Origin of the sequence: Bacillus sp. FSL R9-9497 (genome assembly GCF_038005805.1) — a bacterium.
Lineage (GTDB): Bacteria > Bacillota > Bacilli > Bacillales > Bacillaceae_G > Bacillus_A > Bacillus_A cereus.
Genome location: NZ_JBBOTY010000001.1, coordinates 4,761,382 through 4,778,757 on the forward strand (window position 1 = coordinate 4,761,382; position 17,376 = coordinate 4,778,757).

A 17,376-nucleotide genomic window follows, 5' to 3' on the forward strand; every position below is an offset into this window, starting at 1 on the left:
GATTCAGGGATAGTGAAAGCCTGAAGCCGCAAGGAAACGGCAGTCCTGAGCAATACATGATAAAGTGGATGCACCTTTTGTGTATCAACTAGGGTGGAACCGCGGGCAAACGCTCGTCCCTAGGCAAATAAGCCTTGGGATGAGCGTTTTTTTATGTTCTTTTTAGCATATACTGCTCGTTTCCAAAGTATCAGAGTATGTCATCGCCAATACGTTAACTTTCAAAAGGAGGATTTTCTTATGTATTCAATGGAACAAGTTGTAAACTTAGCGAAACATCGCGGTTTTGTTTTCCCTGGTTCTGAAATTTACGGTGGTCTTGCAAACACTTGGGATTACGGTCCACTTGGAATCGAATTAAAAAATAATGTTAAAAAAGCTTGGTGGAAAAAATTCATTCAAGAATCTCCACACAACGTTGGTTTAGACGCAGCTATTTTAATGAACCCTAAAACTTGGATCGCTTCTGGTCACGTTGGTAACTTCAACGATCCAATGATCGACTGTAAAAAATGTAAAGCTCGTCACCGTGCTGACAAATTAATTGAGGATGCTTTAGATGCAAAAGGCATCGAAATGGTTGTTGACGGTCTTACTTTCGACCAAATGGCTGACTTAATGAAAGAACATGAAGTAACATGTCCTGATTGCGGTAGTGAAGAATTTACTGAAATCCGTCAGTTCAACTTAATGTTTAAAACATTCCAAGGTGTTACAGAGTCTAGCACAAACGAAATCTTCCTTCGTCCTGAAACAGCACAAGGTATTTTCGTAAACTTCAAAAACGTTCAACGCTCTATGCGTAAAAAGCTTCCATTTGGTATCGGCCAAATCGGTAAGAGTTTCCGTAACGAAATCACGCCTGGTAACTTCACATTCCGTACACGTGAATTCGAACAAATGGAACTTGAATTCTTCTGTAAGCCTGGTGAAGATTTAGAGTGGTTCGCATTCTGGCGTGAAACTTGTAAAAACTGGTTACTTTCACTTGGTATGTCTGAAGAGAGCATGCGTCTTCGTGACCACGGTGAAGAAGAGTTATCTCACTACAGTAATGCAACAACTGACATTGAATTCAAATTCCCATTCGGTTGGGGCGAACTTTGGGGCGTTGCATCTCGTACAGACTTCGACTTAAAACGTCACATGGAACACTCAAACGAAGACTTTAACTATATCGATCCACAAACGAATGAGCGTTACGTACCATACTGCATCGAGCCATCTTTAGGCGCAGACCGCGTAACATTAGCATTCTTATGTGATGCATATGAAGAAGAGCAATTAGAAAACGATTCTCGTACAGTTCTTCGTTTCCACCCTGCTTTAGCACCATACAAAGCAGCTATCTTACCATTATCTAAAAAGCTATCTGAAGGTGCTACTGAAGTATTCGCAGAATTAGCTAAAGACTTCATGGTAGACTTTGATGAAACTGGTTCTATCGGTAAACGTTACCGTCGTCAAGACGAAATCGGTACACCATTCTGTATCACATACGACTTCGACTCAGTTGAAGACAAAGCTGTTACAGTACGTGACCGTGACACAATGGAACAAGTTCGTATGCCAATTAGCGAACTAAAAGGTTTCTTAGAGAAGAAAATCCAGTTCTAATTATAAGAAAAAGAGGCTGCTCATAAGAGCGCCTCTTTTTTATTTTTCACGTTTTTCTTTAATTGCTACTGTACATCTTGATATACATAGTAAATCATCATTTTCATCAATAATGCGAACATCCCAAACCATTGTCGATTGTCCTCTATGTATTGGTGTTCCAATCGCTGTTACAATTCCATCTTTCTTTGAGCGAATGTGGTTCGCATTAATTTCTAATCCGAAACAAATACATTTTTCTTGATCAATTAAATTATATGAACCAACACTTGCCACTGTTTCTGCTAATGCAACCGATGCACCACCATGTAAAAATCCAAATGGCTGATGCGTACGCTCATCAACAGGCATCGTAGCAACCACCTTATCTTCTGTCATCTCTAACAACTCAATTCCAAGTGAATCCATTAAAGTTTTTGCCATATCGCTTCCCCCTTCTCTTACTTTAATTAAATGTATAATTTTACCTATTTATTTTCAAACTACTTATAACACTTATATAAGGAGGCTTCACCTAAATGAAACAGAAATTTTGTATATTACTGCTTATGTTCTCCTTGCTGACTATTGTACCAAATTGTGCAATAACAGCCAAAGCATCTAACCTGACAATCGATGTTAAGACTGTAACGCAAAAAGGTAAGAAACCTTATATAGAATATCAAATAAACAGGCCTTCTTTTCACAAATTTTCTGACTCTAAATTTCAAAATAAACTTAATTTATACTACAAAAAATCCACTGACAAATTTAAAACCAAATTAGAAAAAGAAGCAAAAAAATATTATAAAGAGACAGAAGGATCTAGTACACCATTTCATCCGTACGTAGCAAATGTTGATTATAAAGTCTCTTTAAACAAACCACCTTTTCTTAGCCTATATGTGAATTACTATCAATATACTGGCGGAGCACACGGTCTTTATACGTGGAAGGCAAATACATTCGATTTAAACGAAAAAAAGGTACTGCACTTAGACGATTTATTTCAACAAAAGGATAAATATAAAGATGTAATCCGTGCGGAGATTGTACGACAAATTAAACAAAATGAAAGCATTTATTTTCCTGATGCAACTGAAAAAGTAATGAGTATGAAAAAATTCCACTTCTTTTTAGAGCCAGACAATCTCGTCATTTATTTCCCTTTATATGAGATTGCTCCCTATTCAAGTGGAATTCCGCAATTTCGTATTCCATATACGTTGCTAAGAGACTATTTAAAGCCTTCTTATCAAAATATTTTGATTGACAACAAGTAAATATTTTCGCTACGATAATGTTAACCTAAAAACAACAGGAGGTTAACATTATGAGAAGATTTCATGTTTTAGATTTAGCATTAGCTGCCATGTTCGTTGCTCTTATGGCAATCGGTGCAAATATTGTATCTTGGGCACCATTCCTTCAAGTAGCAGGCATCCCATTATCTATGCAACCATTTTTCGCAATTTTAGCAGGTCTTCTTCTTGGAAGTAGACTTGGTGCCTTATCCATGACTGTATATATGCTCGTTGGCGTAGCCGGCGCACCAATCTTCGCTAACTTCAAAGCTGGATTTGGAGCACTTTTAGATCCTACTGGTGGTTTTATTATCGCATTTATTATCGTTGCTTACGTATCCGGAAAACTAGTAGAACAAAAAGAAAGACCAACATTCATTACATTTGCAGTTGCCTCTTTCACAGGAATTATTTTAACTTATATAATCGGTACTACTTACATGTACGGGGCAGTCAATCTCTTTATGGGCGGTAATATGAGCTATAAAGCTGCTTGGATGATTATGATGTGGTTCGCAGTAAAAGATATTGCATTTACAATTATCGGTGCTATTATCGCACCTCGCATATATTATGCTGTGCGTCGTTCTGCTTATCAGCATTCTCATTCGACGATTTCATAATAAAAAAATGAGTTATTTCAGTATACTGAAATAACTCATTTTTTATTATGACTCTTGATTCGCTTGTTCTTCTAAAATTTTCTTCATCATCGCAACCATGTCATCACGTAATTCTGGGTGTTGCAGAGCCATTTCGATTGTCGTTTGAACGAATCCTAGCTTTTCACCTACGTCGTAGCGCTTTCCTTCGAAATCGTAGGCAAATACACGTTGGATTTCATTTAAGCTTTGGATTGCATCTGTTAACTGAATTTCACCACCAGCACCGACATGTTGCTGTTCTAAGAACATAAAGATTTCAGGCGTTAAAATGTAGCGCCCCATAATTGCTAAGTTTGAAGGAGCTGTACCTTGTGCTGGTTTCTCAACGAAATTGCGAACTTGGTAACGACGACCTTCTTGTTCTAATGGATCGATAATTCCATAGCGATGTGTTTCCGACTCTGGAACAGTTTGTACACCAATAACAGAAGAAAGTGTTTTTTCATACTCATCCATTAATTGACGTAAACATGGTTTCTCAGCTTGGACAATATCATCACCTAGTAACACTGCAAATGGCTCATCACCAATGAATTTACGTGCACACCAAACAGCATGTCCTAGTCCCTTCGGCTCTTTTTGACGGATGTAATGAATATCTACCATTTTTGAAGAAGCTTGTACTTTTTCAAGCAACTCATATTTTTTCTTCTCTAATAAGTTTTGTTCTAGTTCAAATGCGTTATCAAAATGATCTTCGATAGAGCGCTTTGTTTTACCAGTAACAATAATAATATCTTCGATTCCCGATTTCACTGCTTCTTCTACAATGTATTGAATCGTTGGTTTATCTACTATCGGTAACATTTCTTTCGGCATTGCTTTCGTTGCTGGTAAAAAACGTGTTCCTAATCCAGCTGCTGGGATTATCGCTTTTCTTACTTTTTTCATCACAAAATACCCTCTCTCCTGTCGGAATCAATAGCAAGCATTTCCTACATAAAACAAAAGGGAGATTTCGCTCCCTTTTGTTCCTTACTACTTAAAATTACTTTGTATTATAAACGATTCATAATGTCTTCTTTAATAGTAAGTAACTTTTGTTCACTATTTTGTAAAGAACTATCTTTCACACCAAAGTAAAACTTAATCTTCGGCTCAGTTCCAGATGGACGTAGGCAGAACCATGAACCATCCTCTAATTGATATTTTAACACATTTGATTTCGGTAAGTGAATCTCTTCTTTATGTCCATCTTGTAAAGATGTAACAACGCTCGCTTTATAGTCTTCAACTGCTACGACTGTTAAGCCCGCCACTTCTTTCGGAGGATTCTCACGGAACTTTGCCATCATCTCTTGGATTTTTTCCGCTCCATCTTTTCCTTTTAACGTTAACGATACAAGGTCTTCACGGAAGAAGCCGTACTTCTCAAATACTTCTAATAGACCGTCATATAACGTTTTCCCTTGTGATTTGTAGTATGCAGCTACTTCACATGCAAATAGAACAGATTGTACTGCATCTTTATCACGGCAGAATGGGCGGATTAAATAACCATAGCTTTCCTCATAACCGAATTGGAATTCATATTGTCCACTTTCTTCATACTGTCTAATTTTCTCACCGATAAATTTAAATCCAGTTAGCGTATCAACTGTATCTAAACCGTATGCTTTTGCAATTGTACGACCAATTTCAGACGTTACGATTGTTTTTAATACGACACCGTTCTCTGGAAGCGTTCCGTTTTCTTTCTTTTGAGATAGTAAGTAATCAAGCATTAATGCACCTGTTTGGTTTCCTGTTAATACTTGGAACTCACCATTATGATTACGCACTGCTACACCAAGGCGGTCTGCGTCAGGATCAGTTGCGATTAATACATCTGCGCCTACCTTTTCACCGTCACGTATTGCATACTCAAACGCTGCGTGCTCTTCTGGGTTCGGTGATTTTACTGTAGAGAAGTTTGGATCTGGTAACTCTTGTTCTTTTACAACTGTTACATCTGTAAATCCAACTTCTTTTAAACCACGGCGTACAGAAATATTTGATGTTCCGTGTAATGGTGTAAAGACGATTTTTAAGTCTTTGCCGACCTTTTCCACCATTTCTTTATTAATGATGACATTGTTCAATTCTGCAGCATATGCATCATCTACTTCTTGTCCAATAATATGTAATAAACCGTCAGTTTTTAATTGCTCTACATCAGCGACTTCAACTGTTAATTCATCTTCTACTGCATTTACGTAGCTAATTAACTCATCTGCCTCTTTTGGAGGTAACTGTCCACCATCTTCACCGTATACTTTGTATCCGTTATATTCAGGCGGATTATGGCTTGCCGTAAGAACGATTCCACTTACTGTATGTAAATGACGAACTGCGAAAGAAAGTACTGGCGTTGGACGTAAGCTTTCAAACACATATGTTGTGATACCACGTGCACCAAGTGTAGCAGCAACTTCCATTGCAAACTCAGGTGATTTATGACGAGAATCATAGGCTACAACAACACCGCGTTTTTTCGCTTCCTCACCTAACTTTTCGATAAAGCTTGCTAATCCTTTTGTTGCTTTACGAACTGTATATACATTTAAACGGTTCGTACCAGCACCAAGTTCACCACGCATACCACCTGTGCCAAACTCTAGATTTTTATAAAAGCTATCCTCGATTTTCTTCTCATCTTGCTTCATATTTTCTAGCTGTTCTTTTAATTCTGCATCTAATTGTGCGTAAGAAAGCCAGCGACTAAATTCTTGTTTCCAATTCATTCTTCTCTCTCCTCTCGCTCGTCATACCTTTATTATATGAAAAAAACATGCTGTATCTCAATATTTTATAAAATCTAACAGGATTTTACTAGGAATATTTGTATACACTATTGTTAAATACTCCACTAAAGGGAATGAGGATTATGCACGAATGGGGCTTGTCAGAAGAGCTCAAAATACAAACAAAGCAAATGATTGAAATTGCTGAAAAAGAACTATCGATTATGAGGAACGCAATCGATAAAGAAGACGAATGTATTTTATGCAAAATGGAAGATATTCATCATATGTTAGCAAATGTACAAACATTAGCAGCTACATACTATATTCAGGCATATTTATCACCTTATACGGAAAGTTCATCTTTTATTACGACAGCTATCCAACATTTAAGCGCCAGAAAACATGGTGCTCTTATCGTCGTGGAACGAAACGAGACGCTTGAAGCTCTCATTCAAACTGGAACGACATTAAACGCTCATTTAACTGCGCCATTACTCGAATCAATATTTTATCCAGGTAACCCTCTTCATGACGGTGCCGTTCTCGTAAAAAATAATCATATTGTCTCAGCTGCTAATATTCTTCCTTTAACGAAAAGTACAGAAGTTGATCCTGAGCTAGGAACACGTCACAGAGCTGCAATTGGCTTATCAGAAAAGAGTGATGCACTTATATTAGTTGTCTCTGAAGAAACGGGCCGTACTTCTTTTGCTTTAAATGGGGTTTTGTATACGATTTCTTTATAAATACTTTTTAGCACCGTTTTGAACAGCACAGTAGTAAATGAAGTTATATCGAATTACCAACAAATACGCCTACAATATTAATAAAAAAGGCTATCTCCAAAATTTGAGCCAGCTTTTTATTCAAAAAATTATTCTTCTACAAAATGCTCGAAAAGTATACGAATTACCTACCCATTGCTGGAACTGCCCCATAAATTATGTGCACACAGCGATATCTAAGTACAATAATTATCACTTCATGTCTTGCTAACTCTTTTTGTACTCAAAACATGTTTAGAGTTCTTTCATAACAACTATATTTTTTCTAAAATGCTACACTTCCGGCTATTATTTTGTATCTATTTTTAAGAAATAGGAAAAAGGGTACTTTAGACATCCTATCTAAAGTACCCTTTTATTAAAAATCTATTTTATTATAAAGAATAATTGGAGACTGCAAAATGGTAAAAATATAGCATACTTTCAAAATTATTTATAATTATTAATATTAATATTAAACATAAAGCAACTACTTTTACACATCTCATCACTTTAAAACCATATGCCAATAATAACGGTATTGTAAACAGCATATGTGCGCCATAAATAAATGCTTCAGATGCCCCAAAACCAATAATTCCATGTAAAACAATATTAAATAGTAAACAGAAACTTAAAAACCTTACGAAAGGTTCTTTTCTAAAGTTTTTCCATACAGCTACTATTATAAAAGCATACACAGATACAATCACAATCCATCCGATCATAGTATGCGATGGAAGCATATTTAATTGTGCGAATTGCTCACCTTGTCTTAAAGTAACTTCCGAGAATGGTCCAAAGATGAATGAAGATCCTAATAATAGATGAAATACTAATATACCTGATGGCTTAACGTATTCTGGTGAAAAATTCTGTCCTTGCGCAGCAAAGTCCATACTCCCCTTTAATCCTTCGATAAGAACTACATTATTTGCGTTCATTGCTAATACAAACAGGACCACGACAATAACAATCGAAATACCAGTCCAAATAATTTTTTTCCGTAGTTTCTTATAACTCATCACACTACCTAAAAACCACATAAACGAATTGGTTAATGTAACCCCTGTTATTCCTATTGCCAACAATACATTCGCAATACTAAATCCTATTTTCGCTTCTTTTTCCCCTGTAATAAATGGATAGCATACAAAACACATAAGTACCAATGTGAAATTTGCATAGCTAAAAGATTCTGGTGTCCACGTAATAACTAACATAGTAGCTGAAAATCCATACATGACCGCTAGTAAAAAAGAAACAATCGTATTCTTACAAATTTTACAACATAATGTATAAATCATCACTACACTGAGCGCGCTTAAAAACGTTTGAATGAATATAATACCATGTACAATATTCCCTACTTTTACTGTCTCCAGCATCCACATGAATTGTTGAATAAAATAATAAAGGAATGGATGTCGGAACCAGGTCGCCGCTGCTACATCTACTTTTTCAAGGAAAAAGGAGATGATATAATATCCTTGATCAAAAGAAAAATAGGTATCAACCACCCACGCTTCAATAAAAAGCTTAGAGTGAGTATCCATTTTCCAACCGATAAAAAAATAAAATGACCAATAAAAAATGAAAAGGACAAGGGCTAACATACCCTTTCCTTTATAATCATTCCAAATATTCAATACTTCTTCTCCTCTCTACGGTAGAAATAACATAATTAGATGTGCCACGTACCCAATAACTGTTCCTAACACAAGTCCACCAAAAATCTCATGCCAATGATGTCCTTGACGCTCTCTTAATTTTTCTTCTTCCGAACTTATATGTTTATTCAACATTTTTGCATGTTTACCAACTGTACGGCGAAGTCCTGTGGCATCAATGATAACAATTGTTAAAATTGCCATCCCGATTCCAAACATCGGTGTATTAAACCCTTCATGAAACCCGATTGTCATGACCATACTTGATAAAATCGTTGTATGCGTACTAGGAAATCCACCATTTCCTACTAAACGAAAAGCATCTTTTCCAGAACGAAGATAATTCACTAAAAATTTCAATACTCCCGAAGCTACCCAAGCTATAAATGGAAGTATACAATATAAATATGTTCCCATTGCTTTACCTCCTATGATTTTGCAATAAATAAAATGCCAGCTACTATACATACCATTCCAGCAATTTTCATGAAATTGATTGTTTCACCAAATAATAATGCTGACGCAATAATAACAAATACATATCCGAAACTCACCATTGGGTATGCATAACTTAAATCAACCTTTCTCAGGACAATCATCCATAATAATGCACTTAAACCGTAAAAAGCTAGTCCGAAAAAGTTTGGTACGTTAATGAAATTCATAATACCTACAGCCGCTGAACTTTGTGATTTCATTGCGCCAAACTTTAATAAAATTTGCCCTACAACTCCCATACCAACTGATAAAATAATCATCAAAAATTGTTGCATCTCTATACTCCTTAACTGTTTATATTCAAAAAATGTTTTATTCCAAATAAAAAACGTTTAAGACACTCCTCTTAAACGTTTTAACAAACCCGAATAGAGTAATTAAAAGTTCAATAGTATAATAATAACTGTTATCGCATATAACAACACTGTTATTAGAATATGCTGATCCTCTAATAAAACTTTATCTGGTTCTCCACCTTTATCTTCCATGTGAACTAAATATAAATAACGAAAGATCCCATAAATTACAAATGGAATTGTCCACATTAAATAGATACTTTTCCCTGCATTAAAAGTAAAGATAGCATAAGTTACAATAGTTGCCGATGTAACAATTGTACTTAATTGGTCTAACAAAGCAGGAGAATAACTTTCTAATACTTTTCTATGAGAACCTTTATTATTCTGTAACAATACTAATTCATGTCGTCTTTTATTAATGGCCAAGAATAGTGACAGTAATAATGTACATAATAAAAACCACGGTGTAAATGGCACTTGAATAACTAATCCACCGGCCAATGCTCGTAAAACAAATCCAGATGCAATAATTAAAATATCAATGATTACAACGTGCTTTAAACGAATTGAATACGCTACATTTAAAATAAAATAGACTGCTAATACTAAGCACAATAACGGATTTAGTATATATGAAACTACTAAAGACGCTACTAAAATAACACAACCTGCCGTAATAGCAAAGTACGGATTTAATGCACCCGATGCCATCGGTCGATATCGCTTAATAGGGTGTTGTCGATCTGCCTCAATATCCATAAAATCATTTAAAATATAGACACAGCCAGATATTGCACAAAATAGGGCAAAACAAATTGCAGCTTGTGCCACCATAGTTAAAGATACTTGTTTTATTGAAAAGACTAACGCTGCAAATACAAGCAAGTTTTTAGTCCATTGTTTCGGGCGTAACTGTTTAAAAAACAATACAACTATATTTTGTTGAGATAAAGTTCCTTCCCTCATAATAATAAGAGTGCTTCTATTTTTGTCACTCTCTTCTTTCCCTCCCTATTCAATTGTTATTTACTTCTAATACAGGAAAGATTATATCACATAAGTATAACATTGAAAATCAACTATTAAATACCAATAAAGAGGTCTCTCATCCATATTGGTATTTCTAATAGACAAAGCTACAACAGCATTACACGCTCATTAATGGAATCAACATTTTCTAAAAGCAACCATCTTCATGATGATGCATTCTCGTTAAAATAATCGTATCGTCTCCATTGCCAATATTCTTTCATTAATACAATTATAGAAGTTAATCTTGAGCTCGGAACACGCCTCAAAGTTACAATTGACTTACCAGAAAAAAGTGATGCACTTGGTTCTGTAAAGAAACAGACCGTACTTCCTTTTTCAAATGGAATCTTATACACGATTTCTTTATAAACATTTTTTTCAAAAGCGTAGTAGCAAACGAAGTTATATCGAATTACCAATAAACAGGTCTACTATACCAATAAAAAAAGGCTGCCTCAAAAATTTGAGACAGCCTTTTCTTCAAAAAATTATTCTTCTCCAAAACGCTCCACAAGTGTTGCAAGTGTACGTACCATTGCGCCAGTTGCTCCAGCTGGACCTAAGTCGTGCGCACCTTTTGTTTCTGATGTTCCAGCGATATCTAAGTGTACCCATGGTGTATCTTCAGCGAATTCGCCTAGGAATGTACCTGCCATAACCGCATGTCCTTCACGGCCTGGTGAGTTATTTAAATCAGCAAACTTACTGTTTCTCACACGTTCTTTATCACGATCAAAAATCGGTAGTTGCCAAATTGGCTCATCTGTTTCCATAGAAGCCTCTAGCACTTGCTCAAATAACTCTTCATTATTTGTCATTGCGCCTGTCGTATAGTTTCCAAGTGCAACAATTACACCGCCTGTTAATGTTGCAACATCAACAAGGTAGTTTGCACCAAGTTTTTTCGCATACGTAATACCGTCAGCTAAAGCTAGACGACCTTCTGCATCCGTATTTAATACTTCAATTGTTTTTCCGCTCATAGATGTGATTACATCGTCTGGCTTAAATGCCGTACCACTTACAACGTTATCAGTTGAAGGAATAACAGCGATCACATTTTGTTCTGGGCGAAGTTCACCGATAATTTCCATCGCACCTAATACAGCAGCTGCACCGCCCATATCACCTTTCATACCAACCATGCCTTCACGTGGTTTTAAAGAATAACCACCTGTATCGTATGTAATACCTTTTCCAACGAACCCAATGACATCTCTCCACTCTTCTTTTCCTTTATAAATAAGAGCGATCATTTTTGGTGGCTCTACACTACCTTGGTTTACTGCAAGTAACGCACCCATACCAAGGTCTTCCATCTCTTCTTTCTCAAGAACTTTATAGTCCATATCATACTTCTCCGCTAATTCAACAGCATACTCAGCAAGCTTTGTCGCTGTTAATACGTTTGGCGGCATATTTACAAGTGTACGAGCTGAATTTGTTGCACGTCCATGTACGTAGCCAACTGTTAATGCTGCTTCAATTTCTTGTGCATCTTCCGCTGTAATAGCCGTGAACTTCTCTAACTCTACACGATCCTTTTTATCTGATTTATACGTTTGTAACTCATATGTACCAAGGCCTTGTACCTCTGCCGCAATATGAGCGACATCAATCGCGTCTAATTTCTCTGTTACGAAAGAATCAAGTAAGATTGCTGCATCTTGTACTTTTGCTGCTTGCAGTGTTTTAAACGCATTACCAAGAGCCGCACGTAACGTTTCTGTCGTGTAAGATTCTTTCTTTCCTAAACCAACAAAGTAATAACGTTTCACATTTGTTTTCCCTAAGCTATATACTTTCGAAATGGCCTTTTTCTTCGTAGATAATTCTTTCTCTTCTAGTAAAACTTGTAATTGCCCTTCAAACGCTTTGTCCAGTTCTTGTACAAAACTACTCATTTTCTCTTCTTCAAATAAAGCAACAATTACCGCTTCATGACCTGCTAATTCTTTTTGTACTTGAAACATGTTCAGACCCCCTAAATTTCTCTACCACCATTATAACTTTATTTTCGATAAAATGCGATAATTCTAACTACAGTTATATGGCGTGTAAAATCGCAGATCCAAAATCTCCTCTATCATGAAATAAGCCAAGAAAAAAAGTCTAGCGTAATTACGACTAGACTATCTTTGATTTAAATATTGACCACGAAACACTTGCATCGTTTCGTCTTGATTTAACATCGTTAACTCTTCTTCTGTAAACTTACCATTTCCTACTTTTACTACGTACACATTTACTTTTTTCTTACCCCATTGGCTATAAACATCTTTCACCGTATCATAATATAGATCAAGACGGTTTCCTTTTATTGCGCCGCCCTTATCAGCTACTACACCATACCCGTAACCTGGCACGAAGAGAATTGTTCCAATCGGGAATACGCGTAAGTCCGCAGCAATTGTGGAATATAAATCCCTTTTCACTTTGACACCTGAATATGTAATACCATACTCTGGATGCCCTGGCCTCTTACCAGTTGACTCAATCCCCGATGTATAACCTGTTGCAGTCATTTCAATTGAACGATATTTAGACCAGTCGTTTGCCTGCTCTAAAGCATTTATCACTTCTTTACTCGGAGCAACATTTCTCTTAACTTCTGCTGCATGTACTTCTTTTGCACTCATTCCTTCATATATCTTTACAATCTCTAATAAAGAAACTCCTGTGAAAGCATTCCATGTTACGCATAATGCAATTGCAAGTAAACAAGTCATCATAATGCGAATACAATATCGTTTTAACATTTTTATATTCCACACTCCTTCATCGTTAATCATTCCCTATACGATGAAGGAATATGCAAAAAAAATAATCTCCAACTTAATTGGAGATTAAAACATTTGATATCCGCTTTTCCGAAGTTTCTTGATTACGACTCCTGCTAAAGCAGCCCCTACTAATCCAGTAGATAGAATAAATACGTCTGCTTGTCCTAAGTGCGATACACTTGTCCCAAATGAAGAAAATGTTTCTTTCGGTTTTGAAAAATAATCCCACATACTCGCTTTATTAATAATAAGCATACAAACAATCGGATACACAATAACCATTACCCAAGTAGCTCGCAAAATCATGTTGAGTAAAAATCCAATTCCAAAGAACAAAATAAAGAATAACATCATTGAAATAAGTAGTACCGGTATACTCACTCTTTTCCCCTCTCCTTCGCACGTGCCGTAAATACGTGATAAGCTGTATAACCAAATGGTTCACCTGGATTTAATGTTTTGTCCACTTCAAGATGTAGTTCTGATCTTCCTTCTAACAAATATTTAATAAGCACAGACGTATTCGGATCGTCTACAATCTTATCCGGATGTAAGAACGCCACTTCAGACAATTCTTTCTCCTGTACAATAATATTTTCTCCTTCAGGTTCCAAAAGGAAAATAATCATATTATCACTAATCTCATTACGAATAACACCCGATCGAACACCAATAATCCCCTTCACATGAGCGACAATGCCTGTCTCTTCTAACACTTCGCGTTTCACAGCTTCATCAACCGTCTCACCTTCATTTACAAAACCAGCCGGTAAAGACCATTTCCCTTTTAATCCACTGTATTTCTTCTTAACAAATAGCCACCTACCATCTTTTGTAGCTACTAAACCACTAACAGCTAGCCATACCTTCCCTCGTTTCTCCATGATGTAATAACCTCCTCCATCAGAACGGACAGAATATTCTTTCTTTTTTATATATTATACTATATTTTTAATATGAAAAAAGCAGAAACAGCTCTTAGCCGTTTCTGCTTTTTCTACTATATATTAAAAGAACTTTAATTTACCTTTTTTAAGAACTAATAAAGGTCCACCTAATAAGAATAGGTAACGGTTATCGATTACTTTCTTCATGAAGGAAGCTTTCCAACCTGTTAACTTTTTACCCATAACAACGCCCATTGCATCGTCATGACCTAAAGAACATACAGATCCTTTATTATCGAATGCGAATTTCTTCATTTCGCCCTTGCCACGAACTAATACAGTTAAGTTGTGTGCAATATTGTAACCTTGTTGAATTGCAATTTGTGCTGTTGGTGGGTAAGGACGATTAATTTCTTCATTAATGATTAACGCTGCGTCACCAACCATGAATACATCTTCGTATCCTGGAGCGTGCATGTACTCATCAACTTTTACACGTCCGCGCATTGCTTCAAAGCCAGACTCTTCCACAATACCATTACCACGAACACCTGCAGCCCAAACTACTGTTTCAGACTTAATTAATTCAGTGTCATCGCCATTCGCAACGATAATACCTTCTTCAGTTGCTTCTTTAATTGCTGTACCGATGCGGAATTCTACACCTTTTTTCTCAAGTTGTTTTACAGCGTATTCTACTAACGCTGGATCGAAACCTGGAAGTGCTGTTGGAGCAGCTTCTACACAGATGATACGTGCTTTTTCACGTGGTACATTATACTCTTTGCAAAGTTCAGGAACACGGTTTGCAAGCTCACCTACGTACTCGATACCAGTAAATCCAGCACCACCAACAACGATTGTTACTAACTCATCGCGTTGTTCAGTTGCATATTTAGAGAAACTAGCTTCCATATGCTCACGAATTTCACGAGTTGCATTAATGTTAGCGATTGAGAATGCATGCTCTTTTAATCCTGTAATTCCGAATGTTTCTGATTCGAAACCAAGACCAATTACTAAGTAATCATACTCTAACTCGCCATCTTTTAAGATAATGCGTTTTTCAGCAGCTTTAATTTCTACTACTGTGTCTTGTACAAAGTTCACTTTATTTGTATCAATAACGTCTTGAATATCTAGACAGATTTTTTCATCTTGTAATGTACCAGCTGCGCTCTCATGTAACCAAGTCGCTTGGTAGTGATAGCTGTTGTTGTTTACTAGCGTAATTTCAGCTTCATTTACAGATAATGCTTTTTGCAGACGAACAGTCGTAATCATCCCGCCATAACCTGCACCTAAAACTACGATTTTTGGAGTCTTCACCAAATCACAACCCTTTTCTTTATATAATAGTAATGAAAAATAATACCAAGTACTAAAAACTCTATTTGTCAAGAATGTGGAATTTATCACATTCTATATCATAACAAAACGCAGTCAAAAAATCGTACGAATTTTGTCATAGAAATTTAACATAATACTTCCCTATATTAGTCGGTTTTATTCCAGAATTCAAGCGTCTGGAGAATTATCAATATTTTAAAATAACATAGCGTTTTCAAAGGTTTTTTAGCCTTTTTTTCATGTATTTTCCTTTCTGTATATTTTATACAATAAAAAAGAACCTATGCGAAAACTTACACACAATTCAGTCGTTTTCAGAAGTATTATGAACTCAAATATGCTATCATTTATTTGAAAGTATCATCATTTGCAGGATTTTCGTGTACATATGAACAATATATGAAATCAATATCAAAATTCCATCTATAGGGGGAATGAAAGTGGCAGAAAATCAAAAAGTTTACGACATAACAATTATTGGTGGTGGTCCAACGGGACTGTTCACAGCATTTTATGGCGGTATGAGACAAGCAAGTGTAAAAATCATTGAAAGCTTACCTCAACTTGGCGGACAATTATCCGCACTCTACCCTGAAAAATACATTTATGATGTGGCTGGATTTCCAAAAGTGCGCGCACAAGAATTAGTTGATAACTTAAAAGAGCAAATGAAGAAATTTGACCCAACTGTTTGTTTAGAAGAAGCTGTCGATACGCTTGAGAAACAAGCTGACGGTATATTTAAAATTGTTACGAATAAGCAAACTCACTATTCTAAATCAGTTATTATTACTGCTGGCAATGGTGCTTTCCAACCACGCCGCTTAGAATTAGAAGGTACAGCGAAATACGAAAAGAAAAACTTACATTATTTCGTTGATGATATGAATAAATTTGCTGGTAAGCGCGTCGTAGTATTTGGCGGTGGCGACTCAGCAGTAGACTGGACAATGATGTTAGAACCGATCGCTGAAAAAGTTACAATCGTTCATCGTCGTGATAAATTCCGTGCGCATGAACATAGCGTAGAAAGCTTAATGAATTCTCGTGCAGAAGTAAGTACACCATACGTTCCAGTAGAACTCATTGGTGATGATAAGATTGAACAAGTCGTTCTTCAACATGTAAAAACGGAGGAAAAAATTATCATCGATGTTGATGACGTAATCGTAAACTACGGCTTCGTTTCTTCTCTTGGCCCAATTAAAAACTGGGGCCTAGATATACAAAAAAACAGCATCCTTGTAAATTCAAAAATGGAAACAAATATTCCTGGCATTTACGCTGCTGGTGACATTTGTACATATGAAGGAAAAGTAAAACTTATCGCTTGTGGATTTGGCGAAGCACCGACAGCAGTAAACAATGCAAAAGCTTACTTCGATCCAAATGCAAAACTTCAACCGATGCATAGCTCAAGTATGTTTTAATATGCAAAAATAAAGCTCCTTCCATACGTGGAAGGAGCTTTCCTTTTATATAACATAAAAGCACACTGAGTCCAATAAACTATCGAACTCAGTGTGCTTTTCGTCTAAAAAATTATTGTTTTCTTCTTCTACCTAATACGAATAATACTCCGCCAACTAAGAATGAAATTCCCGCACCAACTGACATCATCCATGAATGTGCTGCCCCTGTTTTCGGTAATTCTTTTTCTACTTTTACTTGCGGTTCTTTAATTAACTTTTCCAGTCTTACTTCCGGTTTCTCCGGTTTCACTTCTGGTTTCTTCAGATTTTTCGGCTCTTCCGGCTTCACTTCTGGTTCCTTCGGCTCTTTCGGTTCCTCCGGTTTCACTT

Annotated in this window: 17 protein-coding genes and 1 pseudogene; 5 read left to right on the forward strand and 13 right to left on the reverse strand. The window is 36.3% G+C overall.

Going from position 1 to position 17,376, the window contains the following annotated elements; all coding sequences use genetic code 11:
* The first annotated feature begins 240 nt into the window (after nucleotides 1-240).
* On the forward strand, nucleotides 241-1,617 hold the full coding sequence (locus MKY21_RS24695; RefSeq protein ID WP_016118806.1) for a glycine--tRNA ligase: 1,377 nt from the start codon (nucleotides 241-243) through the stop codon (nucleotides 1,615-1,617).
* 39 nt (nucleotides 1,618-1,656) lie between these two features.
* Here MKY21_RS24695 and MKY21_RS24700 read toward each other — a convergent pair whose 3' ends face one another.
* Nucleotides 1,657-2,040: a hotdog fold thioesterase gene (locus MKY21_RS24700; RefSeq protein WP_001140612.1), complete on the reverse strand. Its 384-nt coding sequence runs from the start codon at nucleotides 2,038-2,040 to the stop codon at nucleotides 1,657-1,659.
* Nucleotides 2,041-2,135: 95 nt separating this feature from the next.
* Between MKY21_RS24700 and MKY21_RS24705 the strand changes: the two genes are divergently transcribed.
* Both MKY21_RS24705 and MKY21_RS24710 read left to right on the forward strand, forming a co-directional pair.
* Nucleotides 2,136-2,879: a DUF3298 and DUF4163 domain-containing protein gene (locus tag MKY21_RS24705; protein WP_074625009.1), complete on the forward strand. Its 744-nt coding sequence runs from the start codon at nucleotides 2,136-2,138 to the stop codon at nucleotides 2,877-2,879.
* Nucleotides 2,880-2,929: 50 nt separating this feature from the next.
* Nucleotides 2,930-3,523 carry a biotin transporter BioY gene (locus tag MKY21_RS24710; RefSeq protein ID WP_016118807.1) on the forward strand — a complete coding sequence of 198 codons (594 nt, stop codon included), beginning with the start codon at nucleotides 2,930-2,932 and terminating at the stop codon, nucleotides 3,521-3,523.
* A gap of 45 nt (nucleotides 3,524-3,568) precedes the next feature.
* On the opposite strand, the gene galU is transcribed toward MKY21_RS24710, so the two are convergent.
* Nucleotides 3,569-4,456 carry a UTP--glucose-1-phosphate uridylyltransferase GalU gene (galU, locus tag MKY21_RS24715; protein ID WP_002097988.1) on the reverse strand — a complete coding sequence of 296 codons (888 nt, stop codon included), beginning with the start codon at nucleotides 4,454-4,456 and terminating at the stop codon, nucleotides 3,569-3,571.
* A gap of 107 nt (nucleotides 4,457-4,563) precedes the next feature.
* On the reverse strand, nucleotides 4,564-6,288 hold the full coding sequence (locus MKY21_RS24720; RefSeq protein WP_016118808.1) for a phospho-sugar mutase: 1,725 nt from the start codon (nucleotides 6,286-6,288) through the stop codon (nucleotides 4,564-4,566).
* Between the two features lie 143 nt (nucleotides 6,289-6,431).
* Here MKY21_RS24720 and cdaS point away from each other — a divergent pair, with 143 nt between their 5' ends.
* A complete protein-coding gene (gene cdaS, locus MKY21_RS24725) occupies nucleotides 6,432-7,037 on the forward strand; it encodes a sporulation-specific diadenylate cyclase CdaS (protein WP_000545253.1) in 606 nt (201 codons plus the stop codon).
* Between the two features lie 413 nt (nucleotides 7,038-7,450).
* Here the strand turns inward: cdaS and MKY21_RS24730 are convergent, their stop codons facing one another.
* The 9 genes from MKY21_RS24730 to MKY21_RS24770 form a co-directional block, all read right to left on the reverse strand.
* A complete protein-coding gene (locus MKY21_RS24730) occupies nucleotides 7,451-8,704 on the reverse strand; it encodes a DUF6080 domain-containing protein (protein ID WP_341077571.1) in 1,254 nt (417 codons plus the stop codon).
* Between the two features lie 15 nt (nucleotides 8,705-8,719).
* A complete protein-coding gene (locus MKY21_RS24735; protein WP_000537658.1) occupies nucleotides 8,720-9,142 on the reverse strand; it encodes a divergent PAP2 family protein in 423 nt (140 codons plus the stop codon).
* 11 nt (nucleotides 9,143-9,153) lie between these two features.
* A complete protein-coding gene (locus MKY21_RS24740) occupies nucleotides 9,154-9,498 on the reverse strand; it encodes an EamA family transporter (protein ID WP_001183889.1) in 345 nt (114 codons plus the stop codon).
* A gap of 102 nt (nucleotides 9,499-9,600) precedes the next feature.
* Nucleotides 9,601-10,488 (reverse strand): decaprenyl-phosphate phosphoribosyltransferase, encoded by an 888-nt coding sequence (locus MKY21_RS24745; RefSeq protein ID WP_001206691.1) that lies wholly within the window; start codon nucleotides 10,486-10,488, stop codon nucleotides 9,601-9,603.
* Nucleotides 10,489-11,042: 554 nt separating this feature from the next.
* Nucleotides 11,043-12,527 carry a cytosol aminopeptidase gene (pepA, locus tag MKY21_RS24750; RefSeq protein ID WP_341077573.1) on the reverse strand — a complete coding sequence of 495 codons (1,485 nt, stop codon included), beginning with the start codon at nucleotides 12,525-12,527 and terminating at the stop codon, nucleotides 11,043-11,045.
* 159 nt (nucleotides 12,528-12,686) lie between these two features.
* Nucleotides 12,687-13,313: a 3D domain-containing protein gene (locus tag MKY21_RS24755; protein ID WP_000920099.1), complete on the reverse strand. Its 627-nt coding sequence runs from the start codon at nucleotides 13,311-13,313 to the stop codon at nucleotides 12,687-12,689.
* A gap of 87 nt (nucleotides 13,314-13,400) precedes the next feature.
* Entirely contained in the window at nucleotides 13,401-13,718 is a 318-nt protein-coding gene (locus MKY21_RS24760; protein WP_000027016.1) for a YuiB family protein, read from the reverse strand.
* The gene (locus tag MKY21_RS24765) at nucleotides 13,715-14,221 is read right to left on the reverse strand and encodes an NUDIX hydrolase (protein WP_000415321.1); all 507 of its coding nucleotides are present in this window, start codon (nucleotides 14,219-14,221) and stop codon (nucleotides 13,715-13,717) included. Before MKY21_RS24765 ends, MKY21_RS24760 begins: the two co-directional genes overlap by 4 nt.
* A 123-nt stretch (nucleotides 14,222-14,344) precedes the next feature.
* Nucleotides 14,345-15,553, reverse strand: a complete 1,209-nt coding sequence (locus MKY21_RS24770) for an NAD(P)/FAD-dependent oxidoreductase (RefSeq protein ID WP_000856612.1) — start codon at nucleotides 15,551-15,553, stop codon at nucleotides 14,345-14,347.
* 461 nt (nucleotides 15,554-16,014) lie between these two features.
* Here MKY21_RS24770 and MKY21_RS24775 point away from each other — a divergent pair, with 461 nt between their 5' ends.
* The gene (locus tag MKY21_RS24775; RefSeq protein WP_000829774.1) at nucleotides 16,015-17,004 is read left to right on the forward strand and encodes an NAD(P)/FAD-dependent oxidoreductase; all 990 of its coding nucleotides are present in this window, start codon (nucleotides 16,015-16,017) and stop codon (nucleotides 17,002-17,004) included.
* 112 nt (nucleotides 17,005-17,116) lie between these two features.
* Here MKY21_RS24775 and MKY21_RS24780 read toward each other — a convergent pair.
* Nucleotides 17,117-17,359 (reverse strand): annotated as a pseudogene (locus MKY21_RS24780) (LPXTG cell wall anchor domain-containing protein); the annotation flags it as partial.
* Between the last annotated feature and the right edge of the window lie 17 nt (nucleotides 17,360-17,376).